Source organism: Micromonospora sp. 050-3, from assembly GCF_046549335.1.
GTDB lineage: Bacteria > Actinomycetota > Actinomycetes > Mycobacteriales > Micromonosporaceae > Micromonospora > Micromonospora trifolii.
This window is the reverse complement of the sequence record NZ_JAJPVX010000002.1, coordinates 646,254-663,202: the sequence shown is the minus strand read 5'-3', so window position 1 is coordinate 663,202 and position 16,949 is coordinate 646,254. Positions and strand designations below refer to the sequence as shown.

Here is a 16,949-nt window from a genome sequence, read left to right as displayed (position 1 = left end):
CCACCCCCCGGGCGACATTCTCCTGCTCGCTGAGCCTAGGCCGCCGGAGGTACCGGCCGCAGCCCGGACGTACGCGAGGGTATTTCGCATTCTCCGTCAGACAGTTAGCGTGCACACGTGGCCATCGAAAGCGACAAACTTCGCGAGCGCCTGGATCGGGCGACTGCCCACCTCGACCCCCCGTACGCGGTGGTCGACCTCACCGCCTTCGACGCCAATTCGGCCGCCCTGGCCGATCGCGCCGCCGGAAAACCGGTCCGCCTCGCCAGCAAGTCGGTCCGCAGCCGGAAGTTGATCAGTCGAGCCCTCGCCCGGCCCGGCTGGCAGGGCGTGATGGCGTTCACAGTGCCCGAGGCGATCTGGCTGGTCCGCGCCGGTGTCAGCGACGACGTGCTGGTCGCGTACCCGAGCGCTGACCGCGCCGCCATCGCCGAGCTGGGGGCCGACCCCACGCTCGCCGCCGCGATCACCCTGATGATCGACAGCACCGGCCAACTCGACCTCATCGACGCCATCGAGGCCCCGGGGCGACGCGCCGAGCTACGGCTCTGCCTGGATCTGGACGCCTCCTGGCGGCCGCTGCGCGGTCGGGTGCACGTAGGCGTCCGCCGCTCACCGGTGCACAGCGCGCGGGCAGCCGGCGCGCTCGCCGCCGCCGTCGCCGGTCGGCCCGGCTTCCGGCTGGTCGGGCTGATGTCGTACGAGGCGCAGATCGCCGGCCTGGGCGACGCGCCGCCGGGCAAGACGCTGCTGGCGGGCGCGATCAGGCTGGCCCAGCGCGGGTCGTACCGCGAGTTGCTGGCCCGCCGTGGCGCGGCGGTCGCCGCGGTACGCGAGCACGCCGACCTGGAGTTCGTCAACGGCGGCGGCACCGGCAGCGTGGCCGCGACCAGCGCCGATCCCGCGGTCACCGAGATAACCGCGGGATCGGGCCTGTACGGGCCGACGCTGTTCGACGCCTACCGCGCCTGGCGGCCCACCCCGGCGGCGTTCTTCGCCTGCGCGGTGGTCCGCCGACCGACGCCGGAGCTGGCGACGGTGCTCGGCGCTGGCTGGATCGCCTCCGGCCCGGCCGCCGACAGTCGACTGCCCCGGCCGTGGCTACCGGCGGGGCTGAAGCTGGTCGGCACCGAGGGTGCCGGTGAGGTGCAGACTCCGCTGTCCGGAGCGGCGGCGGCCGAGCTGCGCGTCGGCGACCGGGTGTGGTTCCGGCACGCCAAGGCAGGTGAGCTGTGTGAACGGGTCAACGAGCTGCACCTGATCGAAGGGGACGCGGTCGTGGCGACCGTCCCCACCTACCGGGGTGAGGGGCAGGCCTTCCTCTGAGACCGGACAGCCGCCGCCTACACCGCCGGCCGAGGCCCGCCCGCCGCGCCGACTCAGGCGGGTTGGGGCGCCTCGGCCTGCTTGCCGACTGTGGACCGGCCGTTGTCCGGGCCGTCGACCTGGCGGTGCAGGTACTCCCGGATCAGCGCCTTCGCCTCCAGCAGCACCCGCTCGTCACCGTCGGACTTCCGACGGAACGCGAGCTTGATCAGCGCGTCCGCCGCCTCGACCGCGATCTCCAGCACGAAGCGCAGCTTTGGCACGTCGGTGAGCCCGAAACGCTCGGTGAGCACCCGGGCCAACTGGTCGGCGATCACGCCGTTGTTGTCCCGCTGCTCGTCGAGCAGGTGCAGGTCGACCACGTCGCCGAAGTGCAGGGTACGGAAGCCGGGAACGGTGCGGTGCATCGTGATGTACTCGTCGATGCCCGCGTCGACGCCGTCCCACCAGTGCGTCATCTCGTCGGAGGCGAATCGCTCGTCGAGGCGCTGGAGGTAGGACTCCATGGTTCGCAGGGTCAACGCCTGCACGATCGCCCGCTTGTCCGGAAAGAACTGGTAGACCGACCCGATCGCCACCTCGGCCCGCTCGGCGAGCAGGGTGGTGGTCAGCCCCTCGTACCCCACCTCGTCGACGAGTTCGGCGCAGGCATCCAACATGCGCTGTACCCGCGCGACACTTCGACCTTGCACCGGTACGCGGCGCAGCGGCCCGGTCGTGGCGGCTGGTGTGGACACTCTGCGCCACCCCCCTTCGACGGATGAACATATCTCCACGTCACGAGTCCGTGACTACCGGTACAACGAGCGGATCGCAATTGCGGTATTTACCAGCTAGAACGTTCCTGATATGAAGTCAGTTCATATTCATGAATGAGGAGCGCGCATGGTCCGCACCGCACCGCTCGGGGCTGGATGGTCCAACTGGGCCGGGAACCAGCGTGGCAGCGCCAGCGCGATCCTGCGCCCCGGCTCGCCGACCGATGTCGCAGAAGCCGTCCGATCTGTCGCCGCCGACGGCGGTCGGATCCGGGTGACGGGCAGCGGCCACTCGTTCACCGCCGTCGCGCTCGCCGACGACCGTCGGATGGACCTGTCCGAACTGGACACCATCGTCAGCGTGGATGTCGCACACCGACTGGTCACCGTACCGGCGGGAATGACCCTGCATGCGCTCAACGGCCTGCTCGCCCGGCACGGCCTCGCGCTGCCCAACCTTGGCGATATCGACGCGCAGACCGTCGCCGGGGCGATCTCCACCGGCACCCACGGCACCGGAGCCGGCTACGGGTGCCTCTCCACCTTCGTCGAGGCGATCACGCTGGTCACCGGCACTGGCGAGGTGCTGCGTTGCTCCGCCGACGAGCATCCCGACGTCCTCGCCGCTGCCCGGGTGTCACTCGGCGCGCTCGGCGTCCTGGTCGAGGTGACCCTGCGCTGCGTGGACGCGTTCGTCCTGCGCGCCCACGAACGCCCGGCCGAGCTGGCCGACGTGCTCGGCGAACTGCCCGAGCTGATCGGCCGGCACGACCACGTCGAGTTCTACTGGTTCCCGTACACGTCCCGGGTTCAGGTCAAGGCCAACGACCGGGTGCCGGCCAACGACCGGCCGCTGTCCCGCTGGCGCGGCTGGGTGGACGACGACTTCCTGTCCAACCGGGTCTTCGCCGGCGCCTGCCGACTCGGCCGGGCCGTGCCCGCGCTGGCCCCGGGCATCAGCGCGGTCTCCGCCCGTGCCCTCACCGAACGCCAGTACACCGGCCGCTCCGACCGGGTCTTCTGCACCCCGCGCCGGGTCCGCTTCGTGGAAATGGAGTACGGCCTGCCCCGCGAGGCGTTGCCCGAGGCACTCGCCGCGCTCCAGCGGATCGTGGACGGCCTGCCGTTCAAGGTGCTCTTCCCGGTGGAGGTGCGGTTCACCGCCGCCGACGACATCTGGCTGTCGCACGGCTACGGCCGGGACAACGCCTACATCGCCGTGCACCAGTACGTCGGCATGCCGTACGAGCCGTACTTCCGGGCCTTCGAGCAGGTGGCCGCGGGGCTGGGCGGTCGCCCACACTGGGGCAAGCTGCACTACCGCGACGCCGCCTCGCTGGCCACTGCGTACCCCCGCTTCGCGGACTTCCAGGCCGTCCGCGACCGGCTCGACCCCCATCGCGTCTTCACCAACGCCCACCTGAACCACGTCCTCGGGGTCTGACGGGCCTCCGTCGGTGCGGCGTGCGGTCTACCGACTCGACTTCCTGAAAACCGGGGTGTCGCCGACAGCGGGACACCCCGGTTTCAAGGAAGCCGCGATGATCATTGCGAGCAGAGCGTGCGGGGCTACTCCGTGCTGGTCGCAGCCTTGCGCGGGGCGGCCTTCTTCGCCGGAGCCTTCTTCGCCGCCGTCGCCTTGGCCGTGGTGGTTTTCTTCGCTGCCGTGGACTTGCTGGCGGCGGCCGTCTTCTTGGTGGCCGTGGCCTTCTTCGCGGGCGCCTTCTTCGCCGCCGCCTTCTTCCGCGGCGCCGGACCCTTAGCCCGCTTCTCAGCCAGCATCTCGGACGCTTCCTCGACGGTCAGCGCCTCCGGCGTCTGCCCGCGCCGCAGCGAGGCGTTGAACTCCCCGTCGGTCACGTACGGGCCGAACCGGCCGTCCTTGATCACCAACGGCTTCTCGGTCGCCGGGTCCACGCCCATCTCGCGCAACGGCGGTGCCGCGGCCCGCCGTCCACGGGCCTTCGGGGCGGCCAGCAGAGCCAGCGCCTCGTCGAGACCGACAGTGAACATCTGGTCCTCGGACTCCAGCGAACGGAACTCCTCGCCCCGCTTGACGTACGGGCCGTAGCGACCGTTGTTCGCGAAGACCTCGACGCCGTCCGGCGCGACACCGATCAGCCGGGGAAGGCTGAGCAGCTTGAGCGCCTCCTCCAGGGTCAGCGAGTCCGGGGTCTGCGTACGCAGCAGCGACGACTTCCGCTCGCCGCTGGACACGTACGGGCCGAACCGGCCGGACTTGAGCACGATCGGCTCGCCGGTGCCGGGGTCGTCGCCGAGCTTGCGCTCGCCACTGCCGCCCAGGAACAGCTCGTGCACCTTCTCCGGGGTCAGCTCGTCCGGGGCCAGGCCCTCGGGGATCGGCGCCCGGTCACCCTGGGTGCCACCCTCCTCGCCCTCACCCGAAGCCGCGGCCGGTGCCGGCTGCTCGCCGCCGGGCAGCTCCCGTTGCAGGTACGGCCCGTAGCGGCCGACCCGCACGACGACCTCGCGGCCGTCGTCGTCGGTGAAAAGCGGGATGGAGTTGACGCTGCGGGCGTCGATGTCGCTGAGGTTCTCGGTGACCAGCTTCTTGAGCCCGCCGGAACGGGCGATGTCCTGGTCGCCGGCACCGTTGGAGCTGCCGAAGTAGAACGCCGTGAGGAAGTCGACCGCCGCGTGGTCACCGCCGGCGATCTCGTCCAGCTCGTTCTCCATGGTGGCGGTGAAGTCGTAGTCGATCAGGCGGGGGTAGTGCCGCTCCATCAGCCCGATCACCGCGAAGGCCAGGAACGTCGGGATCATCGCCTGCCCGCGCTTGGTGACGTACCCCCGGTCCTGGATCGTCTGCATGATCGACGCGTAGGTGGACGGGCGGCCGATGCCCAGCTCTTCCAGGGCCTTGACCAGCGACGCTTCGGTGTAGCGCGACGGCGGCTGGGTGTGGTGGCCCTGCGCGGCCAGCTCGTCGGCGGTCAGCGGCTGGTCCTTGACCAGGGTGGGCAGCCGACGCTCGGCGTCCTCGGCCTCGGCGGTCTCGTCGTCGCTGGACTCGACGTAGGCGCGCAGGAAGCCCGGGTCGGTGATGGTCTTGCCGGTCGCGCCGAAGTCGGCTTCCTCCTGCGAGGTGGAGACCGCCCGGATGCGCACCGACACGCTGGAGCCGACCGCATCGGTCATCTGCGAGGCGATGGTGCGTCGCCAGATCAGCTCGTAGAGCTTGAACTCCTCGGCGGACAACTCCTTGGCCACCTCGCCCGGGGTACGGAAGTTGTCCCCCGCCGGGCGGATCGCCTCGTGCGCCTCCTGCGCGTTCTTCACCTTGCCGGTGTAGCGGCGCGGCTCCGGTGGAACGCTGCGCTCGCCGTACAGCTCGACGATCTGTCGGCGGGCCGCCGAGATGGCGGTCTCCGACAGGTTGACCGAGTCGGTACGCATATAGGTGATGTAGCCGTTCTCGTACAGGCGCTGCGCGGTGCGCATCGTCTGCTGCGAGGACAGGCGCAGCTTGCGGGCCGCCTCCTGCTGGAGGGTCGAGGTGATGAACGGCGCGTACGGGCGACGGCGGTAGGGCTTCTCCTCCACCCGGGTGACGGTGAACGGCCGGCTTTCCAGCCGGGCCGCGAGACCCCGGGCACCACTCTCGTCGAGGTGCACGACACCAGCGCCGGCCCGGACGCGACCGGTGGTCGGCTCGAAGTCCTTACCGGTGGCGATCCGGTCGCCGTTCAGAGCGATCAGGGTGGCGTTGAACGCCCGCGGGCCCTCACCGGCGTTGGCCACCGCGAGGGTGGCCAGGATGTCCCAGTATTCGGCGGTGCGGAAGGCCATCCGCTGCCGCTCCCGCTCGACCACGATGCGGGTCGCCACGGACTGCACCCGGCCCGCCGAGAGCCGCGGCATGACCTTCTTCCACAGCACCGGCGAGACCTCGTAGCCGTACAGGCGGTCGAGGATCCGGCGCGCCTCCTGGGCGTCGACCAGATCGCGGTCGATCTCCCGGGGGTTGGCCACCGCCGCCTGGATCGCCGGCTTGGTGATCTCGTGGAAGACCATCCGCTTGACCGGGACCTTGGGCTTCAGCGTCTCGACCAGGTGCCAGGCGATCGCCTCACCCTCGCGGTCCTCATCCGTCGCCAGGAAGATCTCGTCGACCTCCTTGGCCAGCTTGATCAGCTTGCTGATCTGCTGCTTGCGGTCGGCGGAGACCACGTAGAGCGCCTGGAAGCCGTTGTCCACGTCCACCCCGAGCCGGGCCCAGGACTCGCCCTTGTACTTTGCTGGCACGTCGGCGGCGTTGCGCGGCAGGTCGCGGACGTGACCGAAGCTGGCCTCCACGACGTACCCCGGGCCGAGGTAGCCCGAGATCGTCTTGGCCTTCGCCGGTGACTCGACGATGACCAGACGGGTGGTTCCAGCGTTGCTCGGCACGTCTCTCCCCGACCTCACTCCTGCTCGTGGTCTGCCGGCGCCCGGACAGCGACCGCTTTCGACCCCGCCGTCGCACCGGCGGTCCGGATGTCCAACGTAACGCGCCGCCCGCGTTTCGGGTTTCGCGGGCCGCAAACCGCTTCAAGGCGGCGGTCGACGCCGCCCCGCCGCGCTCGGCACTGCCGGACGGCGCCACCGTACACCGTGTGTAGGGCTCGAAGCGGGTCACTGTGACGATGGCGGGCCCACTACCGAGGCGCGACCCGCCCGTTTTCCGCCTGGATCGACCCGCCGGCTGTCCGGCACCGGACACCGGAAGCCGCCGCCCCGGCCGCGTCGATCATGGACTCGTGGTGGGCGTTTTAACCCTGGACGAGAAGTACGTCCACCACCACAACTCCACGATCGGCGCGGAGGGCGCGGCGCGGCGCGGCGCGGAGGGCGCGGCGCGGCGCGGCGGGTCAGGTCGGCCAGGCTTCCGGGGGTGCTGCTCGCGGTGGTTCGCCTATCAGCTCGGCCAGCCGGGCGAGCCGGCGACGGCCGGTGATCCGGCAGGCCGGGCCACCGTCTCGCGGACTGAGCAGGGTGCCCCCGAGCCCGGCGGCGGCAAGCGCCACCCCGATCCGCTCCCAGCACTCCTGGCCGTCCGCGCCGAGCCGCAGCAGAACAGCATCCGGAGGCTCCGGCGTGCCGGCGGCAACGAGCCACAGCCGCAACCGCCGGCCGGTCAGGTGGAAGGCGGCCGGCGGGCGTTTCGTCGTACCGTGCAGCCAGGCGGCCGCGAGCGGCTTCAAGACCCGGGTGTACGACGTACGAACGGCGTGTCGCGCGCCTTCGGTCGGCTCCCAGCTCGCTGCCAGCCCGCGCGACGCCAGTTCGGCGACGAGCACGTGCACCCGCCAAGCGGCGTCCACCTGCACCGAGAGCCGGGCGGTGCCGCCCATCCGGACCACCTCGCCCGGCCCGGCGAGCAGCCCGGCCAGGTCGGCGACTGTCGGTTCGGCCGCGTCCGCGCCGAAGAAGACAAGTTGCCGGCCCGCAGCGTCAGTCTGGGTCGGGCCGTTCTGAACCGAGCCGTCCTGGGACGGGCGGTTCTGTGACGCGCCGCCGCGGCGTCGCCCGGGAGTGGGCGTGTCGGACTCGGGCGCGGGAAACAGCGCCGGGGGTGGCTGCGCCTTCCCGGTGTCACCGAGCCCGCTCAGCGACACTCCGGCACCTCGTCGAATGCCTGTTTCAACTCCTCGGAGTTGAGCTTGCTGGTGTCCAGCGCGCTGGCGTCGTACTCCTTGTTGAGGGTCTCCACGGCGGCCCGCACGCCTTCGTAGAAGGCGGTCGGCTCGCCGGTGCCCAGGCCGTCGATGGTGTCCCGGGCGCGACCGTACGCGTCCCGCATCTTCCCCAGTGAGCTGCCGAAACCCGCGGAGATGGCCTCGCCGTTCTCCGCCTCCGGGATGCCCGCCTTCTCCACCTTGCGGCGCGCGGCCTCACTGGCCTGCTCCGCCCCATCGAAGAGCCGCACCAGGTTCTCCTTGGCCTGCGCCGGCGTGGTCTGCGCGGTCATCTGCTCGTCAGTGCTGCTGGTCAGCTTGTTGATCTCGGAGCGCCACGGGGTGAGGGCGCCGCAGACCGAGGCCGCCCAGGCCCGTGGGCTGGGGCCTCCGCCGCAGCCGGCCAGGACGACGATCGTGGCCAGGACCACCGTGAGCTTTCCGGCGGCAGACGCCCGGCACGTACGCATGCGTTGCAGCGTACGGCCTTTGGCCAGGTGTGGCATCGGGCCGGACGGCCGGGGTCCCCGGTCGACGGGCTACGTCGACCGGGGACCCCGGGCCGTTGCTGGATCAGGCGTTGACCGTCTCCGGGCGGTGATCGGTGCTGCCCGCGCCGGTGTTGCCATCGGCGTCCGAGTCGGACATCGCGATGCCCTTGCGCTTGCTGAACACCACCGACGCCACGATGATCAGCGTCGCGACCAGCGCGATGCCGACCCGCAGGCCGACGTTGCGCTCGTCGCCGACGCTCCAGGCCACCACGGCGGGCGCGATCAGCAGCGAGACCAGGTTCATCACCTTGATCAGCGGGTTGATCGCCGGGCCGGCGGTGTCCTTGAACGGGTCGCCGACGGTGTCTCCGATGACAGTGGCGGCGTGCGCCTCGGAGCCCTTGCCGCCGTACGCGCCGTCCTCGACCATCTTCTTGGCGTTGTCCCAGGCACCACCGGAGTTGGACAGGAAGACCGCCATCAGGGTGCCGGCCCCGATCGCCCCGGCCAGGTACGCCGCGAGTGCACCGGGCCCGAGGCCGAAGCCGACAGCGATCGGCGCCAGGATGGCGAGCAGGCCCGGGGTGATCAGCTCGCGCTGCGCGTCCCGGGTGCAGATGTCGACGACCTTGCCGTACTCCGGGCGCTGGGTGCCGTCCATGATGCCGGGCAGCTCACGGAACTGCCGGCGGACCTCCATCACCACGGCACCGGCCGAGCGGGACACCGCGTTGATGGCCAGCCCGGAGAAGAGGAAGACCACCGCCGCCCCGATGATCAGGCCGACCAGGTTGCGCGGGTTCGCCACGTTCAGCGCGTTGAGGATCTCGTTGCCGACGTCGTTCACGCCAGCCGTCGCGTACGCGCTGGTGAGCGTGTCGGTGTACGAGCCGAACAGCGCGGTCGCGGCGAGGACCGCCGTGGCGATCGCGATGCCCTTGGTGATCGCCTTGGTGGTGTTGCCCACCGCGTCCAGCTCGGTGAGCGTGCGAGCGCCGTGCTCGTCGATGTCGCCGGACATCTCGGCGATGCCCTGGGCGTTGTCGGAGATGGGCCCGAAGGTGTCCATCGCGACGATCACGCCGACCGTGGTGAGCAGGCCGGTGCCGGCCAGTGCCACCGCGAACAGCGACAGCGTGATGGAGCTGCCGCCGAGCAGGAACGCGCCGAAGACGCCTGCGGCGATCAGCAGCGCCGAGTAGACGGCCGACTCCAGACCGATGCTGATGCCGGCCAGGATCACTGTCGCCGCGCCGGTCTGCGAGCTCTTGCCGATGTCCTGCACCGGCCGCCGGTTGGTCTCGGTGAAGTAGCCGGTCAGCGCCTGGATCGCGGCGGCCAGCACGATGCCGATCACCACCGCGCCGATGGCCACCAACCGCGGGTTGCCGGAGGCCTCGGTGAGGCCGTCGTCGAACTCGCCGAAGGTCGCCGGCAGGTACGCGTAGGCGGCGATCGCCACCAGCACCGCGGAGAGCACCGCGGACAGGTAGAACGCCCGGTTGATCGCGGTCAGGCCGCTGCGGTCGGACGCGCGCAGCCGGGTGATGAAGACGCCGACGATCGCGATCAGCACGCCGATGGTGGAGATGATCAGCGGGAAGACCAGACCCTCCTCGCCGAACGCGGCGCGGCCGAGGATCAGCGCGGCGACAAGCGTCACGGCGTACGACTCGAACAGGTCGGCGGCCATGCCGGCGCAGTCACCGACGTTGTCGCCGACGTTGTCGGCGATGGTGGCGGCGTTGCGCGGGTCGTCCTCGGGGATGCCCTGCTCGACCTTGCCGACCAGGTCGGCGCCGACGTCGGCGGCCTTGGTGAAGATGCCGCCGCCGACCCGCATGAACATCGCGAGCAGCGCGGCGCCGAAGCCGAAGCCCTCCAGCACGGTCGGCGCGTCACCCCGGTAGACGAGGACGACCAGCGCCGCACCGAAGAGGCCGAGGCCGACGGTGAGGAAGCCGACGACACCACCGGTTCGGAAAGCGATCTTCATGGCCGCCTCGCGGCCGCCTGCTCGCTCCCGTGCGGCGGCGGCCACGCGCAGGTTGGCTCGGGTGGCCAGCCACATGCCCGCACCGCCGATGAACGCGCTGAACAGGGCGCCCACCACGAAGAAGAGCGAGCGGCCGATCTTCACAGCCAGCTCACTGCCGTCGGTGTCGTGCACCGGAAGCAGGAAGAGCAGCACGACGGCGACGACGACGAAGATCGCCAGGGTGCGGAACTGGCGGAGCAGGTAGGCGGAGGCGCCCTCCTGGACCGCCCCCGAGATCTCCTGCATTTTCTCGGTGCCCTTACCAGCGGCCAGCACCGTTTTTGTCAGGGCGGCAGCGAAACCGAGTGCCACCAGCGCGACAACCGCGGCGATGACGACGTAGGTGACATTGCTTCCGGTAAGGGAAAGCCCGCCGCCGTCGGCGGCCAAGGTCTCGGACATCTGTGTCCTCCTGTTACCGAACAATCGCGCCGGTGAGTGGAGACGCACTGACCGACGCCTGGATGCGGACTCGCAAGCGCGCGCCAACCCACCAGCGGACCAGCGATGAACACCCATACCCGCTGGCTGCGGGATAGGTCACTTGCTGACAACCCGGGTACTGTAGCCCTCCGCAGTGTTGGAGGTCACACCCAGGTGGCACCGTGTCGCGATGATCTTCGTCGCTGTGTTATGAAACGAAATCTGATATAGGGCCCGATCCATGCGAAGAAGGCCGCATCCCCAGCAGGGGACGCGGCCTACGCAGCGGAACTGGGTCAGCGGCCGACCGGCCACACCATCCGTACCTCGGTGCCGATGCCCTCGTCGACCGGGCGCACCTGAAGGTCCTCGACGAAGCCCGCGAGCAGCGCGAAGCCGACGCCGGTGGTCAGCGCCTCGTCGGTCAGCGCCTCGTTGGCCAGCTCGTCCGGCGGCAGCGCGCTCAGACCGATACCCGCCTCGATCGGCGCCCGGTCCACCACCCGCACGGCGTACGAGCCACCGTCGGACATCTCCACCAGTACCGGGTCGGCCAGGCCGTACTGCCGGTGCAGGGCCACGGCGCGCGTGCACGCCTCACCGATGGCCAGGCGCACCTCGTCCAACAGGTCCTCCCGCACGCCGGCCCGCCGGGCGACGGCGACGCCGACCAGGCGAGCGGTGCGCACGTGCACCGGGGCGGGCGAGAACGAGAGCTTGACTGTCGCCATCACGCGCCGGCGCCCGCCGAGTCGGCGCTGATCGCCGCGTCGACCGTCGAGTGCAGCGGAAACACCTGGTCCAGCGCGGTGATCCGGAAGATCTTGAGCAACGGCTCCTTGTCGCAGACCAGCGCGAACGAACCGCTCGCCGAGCGGAGCCGCTTGAGCGCGCCGACCAGCACGCCCAGCCCGGTGGAGTCGAGGAAATCCACCCGACCGAGGTCGACCACCACGTGACGGGCGCCACCGTCGATCAGTTCGAGAAGTCGTTCACGGAGCCGGGGCGCGGTGTAGACGTCCACCTCACCACCGACCTCGAGCACCGTGTGCTCGCCCACGGTGCGGGTCGCCAGTGACAGCTCCATCGGTCCTCCTCGCCAGAGCCGTAAACTCTCGTGGGCATCTAACCACTACCGCCGAGGCGGCCTGCGGACGCCAGCGGAGGCTTCCCCTTACCCCGGTGTCCGACTTTTCATCTCCGAACACCAGTGCGAGAGTGCAGGACGTGACCTCCGACGACTTCAGCTCCGCGCGCCACACGCCGCGCCGCGACCTGGAGTCGTCGTCCGCGGCCACCGTATCCGCTGGTCCCGGCCCCGGGCCAGCGCCGGCCGACCTGCTGCGCCGGCTACGCGCCCGGGGTGCCGCCGACCCGGTCACCCACGTCGAGCGGGTTCCGGCCCGCGCCGGGGTGCCCGCGCCATGGCCGTCGTGGGCGTCGGCGGAGTTGCGCGCGGCGTTCACCCGGCGCGGCGTGGTCGCGCCCTGGCAGCACCAGGCCGAGGCGGCCAACCTGGCGTACGAGGGCCAGCACGTGATCGTCGCCACCGGCACCGCGTCCGGCAAGTCACTGGCCTACCAGCTGCCCGCCCTGGCCACCCTGCTCGCCGATCCCCGGGCCACAGTGCTCTACCTGGCGCCGACCAAGGCGCTCGCCGCGGACCAGTTGCGCGCCGTCGCCGCGCTGGAGCTGGAGGGCGTACGCCCCGCCTGCTACGACGGGGACACTCCGCGCACCGAGCGGGAGTGGATCCGCCGGCACTCCCGGTTCGTGTTGACCAACCCGGACATGCTGCACCACGGCATCCTGCCCGGGCACGCCCAGTGGTCCGGCTTCCTGCGCCGACTCGCGTACGTGGTGATCGACGAGTGCCACACCTACCGGGGCGTGTTCGGCTCGCACGTCGCGCACGTGCTGCGCCGGCTGCGTCGACAGTGCGCCCGGTTCGGGGCCACCCCGGTGTTCGTGCTCGCCTCGGCAACCTCCGGCGACCCGGCCACCGCGGCCGGACGGCTGACCGGCCTGCCGGTGACAGCTGTCACCGAGGACGCCTCCCCCCGCGGCGGGGTGACCTTCGCGCTCTGGGAACCGCCGCTGCTGCCACCCGACTCGTCGGCCGCTTCCCAGGTGCCCCCGCAGGCGACCGGCGAGCACGACGAGCTTCACCAGGTCCGCCGGTCGGCGCTGCGCGAGACCGCGGACCTGCTCGCCGACACGGTCGCCGAGGGAGTACGCACCCTCGCGTTCGTCCGCTCCCGCAAGGGCGCCGAGGTGGTGGCCGCCAACGCGCGTCGAGCGCTCGACGACGCCGTTCCGGGGCTCGGCGACCGGGTGGCCGCCTACCGGGGCGGCTACCTGCGGGAGGAGCGGCGAGAGCTGGAACGGGCCCTGCTGCACGGTGACCTGCTCGGCCTGGCCTCCACCAACGCGCTGGAGCTGGGCGTGGACCTGGTCGGGCTCGACGCGGTGCTGATCTGCGGCTACCCGGGCACCCGGGCGTCGCTGTGGCAGCAGGCCGGCCGCGCCGGGCGTTCCGGGCAGGAGGCCCTCGCGGTGCTGGTGGCCCGGGACGACCCCCTGGACACCTACCTGGTGCACCACCCCGAGGCGATCTTCGGCGCGCCGGTGGAGGCGACGGTGCTCGACCCGGCCAACCCGTACGTGCTGGCACCGCAGCTCGCCTGCGCCGCTGTGGAGGCGCCGCTCACCCCGGCCGACCTGGTGCTCTTCGGCGAGGGGGCGAAGGAGGCGGTCGACGAGCTGGTCGCGGCGGGGGCGCTGCGGCAGCGGCCCACCGGTTGGTACTGGCGGCACTGGGAGCGGCCCGAGGTGGACCTGCGCGGCGAGGGCGGCGCCCCGGTCGCCGTGGTGGAGTCGTCGACCGGCCGACTGCTCGGCACCGTCGACGGCAGCTCATCGCACTTCCTTCTGCACTCCGGCGCGGTCTATCTGCACCAGGGCGTCTCGTACGTGGTCGACCAGCTGGACCTGGCCGACGGTTGCGCGCTGGTGCGCGCCGAGGAGCCGGACTGGTCCACCCACGCCCGCGACGTCACCGACCTGTCCGTGGTGTCGGTGCGCTCCTATGTGGACGCCGGGCCGGTCGGCATGTTCCTCGGCGAGGTGGATGTAACCAGTCAGGTGGTGTCGTACCAGCGGCGGCGGATCGCCACCGGCGAGGTGATCGACACCCGGCCGCTCGACCTGCCCAGCCGGGAGCTGCGCACGGTGGCGGTCTGGTTCACCCTGTCACCGCAGTCGTTGGCCCTCGCCGGGGTCCAGCCGGCCGATGTGCCGGGTGCGCTGCACGCCGCCGAACACGCCGCGATCGGCCTGCTGCCGCTGATGGCCACCTGCGACAGGTGGGACATCGGCGGGCTCTCCACCGCGCTGCACCCGGACACCGAGGCGCCGACCGTCTTCGTCTACGACGGGCATCCGGGTGGCGCCGGGTTCGCCGAGCGGGCGTACGGGACGGCGGCGGCGTGGCTGCGGGCCACCCGGGACGCGATCGCGGAGTGCGGGTGCGAGGCCGGTTGCCCGTCCTGCGTGCAGTCACCGAAATGCGGCAACGGCAACAACCCCCTCTCCAAGCCGGACGCGATCCGGGTGCTCGACGTGGTGCTGACGAACCTGCCGGACTGAGCGGCTTGCATGAATCGGCATGGCGCAGGGCACAATGATGTGGGAGCGCTTCCATCGATGCCAATGTTGCTGATCGACCCCCCGTGCCCGAGGAGAAGCTGTGGCCGACACCATCGCCGAGACCGTCGACCTGCTCTACACCATCGACCAGGACAATCTCACCCTCGACCAGCAGATCGCGCTGGGGTCGGCGCTGGCCGCCCTGGCCCAGGCGGAACGGCTGGAACAGATCAACGAGCGGCTGCGCGGCATCCACCAGGTGCTGAACACCTGGGCGCTGCGGGCCGCGACCTCCGTCGACAGTCGCTGAGGTCTCCCGGGAGTGATCCTGCCAGGGCACCAGTGATCACTCCGTGCTGGGTAGTCGTCCGGCGACCTCGACGGCTACCCAGCAGCAACTGATCATGGATAGCAGGGGGCGTGACGGTTGTCGGGCTGTGCGAGACTCCGGCGCACCAACCTCCAGAGGAGTTCAGATGCAGCTCGACAACTTGCAGGGCCAGCACCAGTTCCACATCCGCCAGCGACTGCGCATGATGGTCAACCAGTACGAGGTCCGGGCGGTCGCCCCCGACGGCACCGAGGGTGAGCTGCTGGCGTTCGCGCAGCAGAAGCGGCTCGCCTTCAAGGAGCAGGTGACCATCTACACGGACGATTCCAAGCAGCAACCTCTGCTCGGCTTCAAGGCCCGCCAGCGCATCGACCTCGGTGCCACGTACGACGTCACCGACGCGGCTGGCAACCCGATCGGCCTGTTCCGCAAGGACTTCGCCCAGTCGCTGCTGCGGTCCACCTGGCACGTGGAGCAGGGCGGCCTGCCGCAGGTGACGGGCCAGGAGCGAAGCATGCCGGTGGCACTGCTGCGTCGATTCGTCGACTCGCTGTCCTGGCTGCCGTACCACTTCGACTTCACCGCGAACGGCCAGCCGGTCTTCACCGTGGTCAAGAAGTGGGGCCTGCGCGACAAGTACATCGTCGAGGTGCAGAACCCGCAGATCGACCGTCGTCTGGTCATCGCGATGGCCGTCGCCCTCGACGCGCTCCAGGCCCGCTGACACACCCGGCCCGGACCAGGGCAGCGCGGCGACGCTCCGCGGTCGCCGTCGCGGCCACCCAATCCTCGGCAGCCGGCCGGGACCTCGACCAGTCCCGGCCGGCAGGCCGCAGGCGCCCCGACTTCCGGGCGGCAGGCCGCAGGACCGCACCTTCGGCCGGCGGGCCGTTGGACCGCGTTTTCGGGCGGCAGGCCGTCGGACCGCCTTGTGGGCGGCAGGCCGTTGGTGAGCCGGCCCCGGGCGGGGTCCGCTCCCCCTTTGAAGCTGATGTCGTAAACGCATCAGGCCTGATGTCGTAAACGATTCAGCTCCACAGCGCCCACCAATCCCACGAGGGCCTGGCTCGTTCAGCCACGCAGCGGACCCGTATCCGCGCTCGGCCCCGGGACCCGGTCAGGCCGGGAACTCCACAGGCCGCGTCCTTCTCTCGCCGCGTCCGGCGCCGCGGCGGTGGTGACCAGAAGCGCCGCCGCGCAGCCGAGCCGCGCAGCTCAGCCACGCACCGGGCCGGCACGGGCGCTCGCCGCAGCCACCCGGGTCAGGCCGGGTAGTGGCGTGAACGCCACCTCGACCGTCACCAGCACGTCCAGCCCGTCGAGGTGACAGCCGACCAACCGGCCATCGTTGCGACCGGCGAGGTCCGCGGCGGACGCGCAGGCCACCGCGTTGCCGTCGAGTGCCCGGGCTGCCCCGGCAAGCGCGCCGAGGTCGGCTGCTACCGCCGCCCGTTGGCTCGCCATTCCGGCGGCGACGATGGCGGCGCCGAACGTTCCGAACACCACGAAGACGAGCCCCATCGCCAGCAGCAGGACCGTCGCTCCACCTCGCTCCGGACCCGGCCGTCCGTCGACGAGCCCTCCTACAGCGGGTTCGCGACCGAAGCGGGGTAATGGACCGCCGGCTTGTCGCACTACCAGCTCCCCTCGTGAGCGCCCGGTTCGACGGCGGCGACGGCGGTGGCAACCACTGTGATTCGTGGTAGCCGGCCGCCCAATGTCCGGACGGGTGCCCGTACCGTCGCCTGCACCCGGTCGCCATCGACGGACACCGACACCGCTGCCCCCGGCGGTGCCGCGCGACCACCCTCCGCGCTGCCGTCCGCGCCCCGGGCAGCGGCGAGGGCCGCCTCCCGGGCCGCGTGCAGGCAGCCCGCCTGTGCGCTGACGGCGTTGACCGCGGTCAGGCCGGCCAGCAGGAGCAGGAGCAGCGCCGGCAGGCCGGCCGCCAGTTCGGCGGTGAAAGACCCCCGGTCACCGCCAACCGCTGGCGCAAGGACGCGAAGTCTCCGCCCGTTGCGTGCCGCCGGCCCGGGAACGCTCGACCCTGAGTCGCGGCCGACCTGCCGGCGCTCGATCACTTCAGTGCCCGGTCGATGACGGCGGTCAGCGCCGACTGGACGTTGCCGGAAGTCAGCACCTTCAACAGGATGCCGGCGAAGGCGACCGCGGCGAGGGTGCCCACGGCGTATTCGGCCGTGTTCATTCCGGCATCGCCGCGTAGGCGAGCGATGAGTTTGCGCATGACTGTTT

General features: G+C 71.1%; 15 protein-coding genes. 5 read left to right on the top strand and 10 right to left on the bottom strand.

From position 1 onward, the window contains the following. Positions 1–117 precede the first annotated feature (117 nt). A complete protein-coding gene (locus tag ACLJOK_RS18050; RefSeq protein ID WP_410819954.1) occupies positions 118–1,326 on the top strand; it encodes an amino acid deaminase/aldolase in 1,209 nt (402 codons plus the stop codon). Positions 1,327–1,379: 53 nt separating this feature from the next. Here ACLJOK_RS18050 and ACLJOK_RS18045 read toward each other — a convergent pair whose 3' ends face one another. Further along, a complete protein-coding gene (locus ACLJOK_RS18045; protein WP_410819953.1) occupies positions 1,380–1,985 on the bottom strand; it encodes a TetR family transcriptional regulator in 606 nt (201 codons plus the stop codon). A gap of 226 nt (positions 1,986–2,211) precedes the next feature. Here ACLJOK_RS18045 and ACLJOK_RS18040 point away from each other — a divergent pair, with 226 nt between their 5' ends. After that, positions 2,212–3,528: a D-arabinono-1,4-lactone oxidase gene (locus tag ACLJOK_RS18040; protein WP_410819952.1), complete on the top strand. Its 1,317-nt coding sequence runs from the start codon at positions 2,212–2,214 to the stop codon at positions 3,526–3,528. Positions 3,529–3,653: 125 nt separating this feature from the next. On the opposite strand, the gene topA is transcribed toward ACLJOK_RS18040, so the two are convergent. The 6 genes from topA to ACLJOK_RS18010 form a co-directional block, all read right to left on the bottom strand. Next, complete coding sequence (gene topA / locus ACLJOK_RS18035) at positions 3,654–6,494, bottom strand: type I DNA topoisomerase (protein ID WP_410819951.1); 2,841 nt, start codon at positions 6,492–6,494, stop codon at positions 3,654–3,656. A 461-nt stretch (positions 6,495–6,955) separates the two neighbouring features. Continuing rightward, complete coding sequence (locus tag ACLJOK_RS18030) at positions 6,956–7,702, bottom strand: hypothetical protein (protein WP_410819950.1); 747 nt, start codon at positions 7,700–7,702, stop codon at positions 6,956–6,958. Continuing rightward, complete coding sequence (locus ACLJOK_RS18025; protein ID WP_410819949.1) at positions 7,693–8,232, bottom strand: hypothetical protein; 540 nt, start codon at positions 8,230–8,232, stop codon at positions 7,693–7,695. The genes ACLJOK_RS18030 and ACLJOK_RS18025 overlap by 10 nt, the downstream gene beginning before the upstream one ends. 103 nt (positions 8,233–8,335) lie before the next feature. Then, on the bottom strand, positions 8,336–10,696 hold the full coding sequence (locus ACLJOK_RS18020; protein ID WP_410819948.1) for a sodium-translocating pyrophosphatase: 2,361 nt from the start codon (positions 10,694–10,696) through the stop codon (positions 8,336–8,338). A gap of 317 nt (positions 10,697–11,013) precedes the next feature. Continuing rightward, positions 11,014–11,451: an ATP-binding protein gene (locus ACLJOK_RS18015; protein WP_410819947.1), complete on the bottom strand. Its 438-nt coding sequence runs from the start codon at positions 11,449–11,451 to the stop codon at positions 11,014–11,016. After that, a complete protein-coding gene (locus ACLJOK_RS18010) occupies positions 11,448–11,804 on the bottom strand; it encodes an STAS domain-containing protein (protein WP_355501449.1) in 357 nt (118 codons plus the stop codon). The genes ACLJOK_RS18015 and ACLJOK_RS18010 overlap by 4 nt, the downstream gene beginning before the upstream one ends. Positions 11,805–11,944: 140 nt before the next feature. On the opposite strand from ACLJOK_RS18010, the gene ACLJOK_RS18005 reads away from it, so the two are divergent. From ACLJOK_RS18005 to ACLJOK_RS17995, 3 genes are all read left to right on the top strand, one after another. Then, complete coding sequence (locus ACLJOK_RS18005) at positions 11,945–14,365, top strand: DEAD/DEAH box helicase (protein ID WP_410819946.1); 2,421 nt, start codon at positions 11,945–11,947, stop codon at positions 14,363–14,365. Between the two features lie 100 nt (positions 14,366–14,465). Continuing rightward, positions 14,466–14,675 (top strand): hypothetical protein, encoded by a 210-nt coding sequence (locus ACLJOK_RS18000; protein WP_030334221.1) that lies wholly within the window; start codon positions 14,466–14,468, stop codon positions 14,673–14,675. Positions 14,676–14,841: 166 nt separating this feature from the next. Next, a complete protein-coding gene (locus ACLJOK_RS17995; RefSeq protein ID WP_410819945.1) occupies positions 14,842–15,420 on the top strand; it encodes a hypothetical protein in 579 nt (192 codons plus the stop codon). 491 nt (positions 15,421–15,911) lie between these two features. On the opposite strand, the gene ACLJOK_RS17990 is transcribed toward ACLJOK_RS17995, so the two are convergent. From ACLJOK_RS17990 to ACLJOK_RS17980, 3 genes are all read right to left on the bottom strand, one after another. Beyond that, positions 15,912–16,337, bottom strand: a complete 426-nt coding sequence (locus ACLJOK_RS17990; protein WP_410821527.1) for an Rv3654c family TadE-like protein — start codon at positions 16,335–16,337, stop codon at positions 15,912–15,914. Then, the gene (locus ACLJOK_RS17985) at positions 16,331–16,648 is read right to left on the bottom strand and encodes a TadE family type IV pilus minor pilin (protein ID WP_410821526.1); all 318 of its coding nucleotides are present in this window, start codon (positions 16,646–16,648) and stop codon (positions 16,331–16,333) included. The genes ACLJOK_RS17990 and ACLJOK_RS17985 overlap by 7 nt, the downstream gene beginning before the upstream one ends. 125 nt (positions 16,649–16,773) lie before the next feature. Next, positions 16,774–16,941: a DUF4244 domain-containing protein gene (locus ACLJOK_RS17980; protein WP_081883916.1), complete on the bottom strand. Its 168-nt coding sequence runs from the start codon at positions 16,939–16,941 to the stop codon at positions 16,774–16,776. Positions 16,942–16,949 lie beyond the last annotated feature (8 nt).

Excerpts from the sequence above, each read along its gene's own strand:
- ACLJOK_RS18045 (WP_410819953.1), bottom strand. The coding sequence starts at position 1,985 with ATGTTGGATGCCTGCGCCGAACTCGTCGACGAGGTGGGGTACGAGGGG.
- ACLJOK_RS18040 (WP_410819952.1), top strand. The coding sequence starts at position 2,212 with ATGGTCCGCACCGCACCGCTCGGGGCTGGATGGTCCAACTGGGCCGGG.
- ACLJOK_RS18025 (WP_410819949.1), bottom strand. The coding sequence starts at position 8,232 with ATGCGTACGTGCCGGGCGTCTGCCGCCGGAAAGCTCACGGTGGTCCTG.
- ACLJOK_RS18020 (WP_410819948.1), bottom strand. The coding sequence starts at position 10,696 with ATGTCCGAGACCTTGGCCGCCGACGGCGGCGGGCTTTCCCTTACCGGA.
- ACLJOK_RS18010 (WP_355501449.1), bottom strand. The coding sequence starts at position 11,804 with ATGGAGCTGTCACTGGCGACCCGCACCGTGGGCGAGCACACGGTGCTC.
- ACLJOK_RS17995 (WP_410819945.1), top strand. The coding sequence starts at position 14,842 with ATGCAGCTCGACAACTTGCAGGGCCAGCACCAGTTCCACATCCGCCAG.
- ACLJOK_RS17980 (WP_081883916.1), bottom strand. The coding sequence starts at position 16,941 with ATGCGCAAACTCATCGCTCGCCTACGCGGCGATGCCGGAATGAACACG.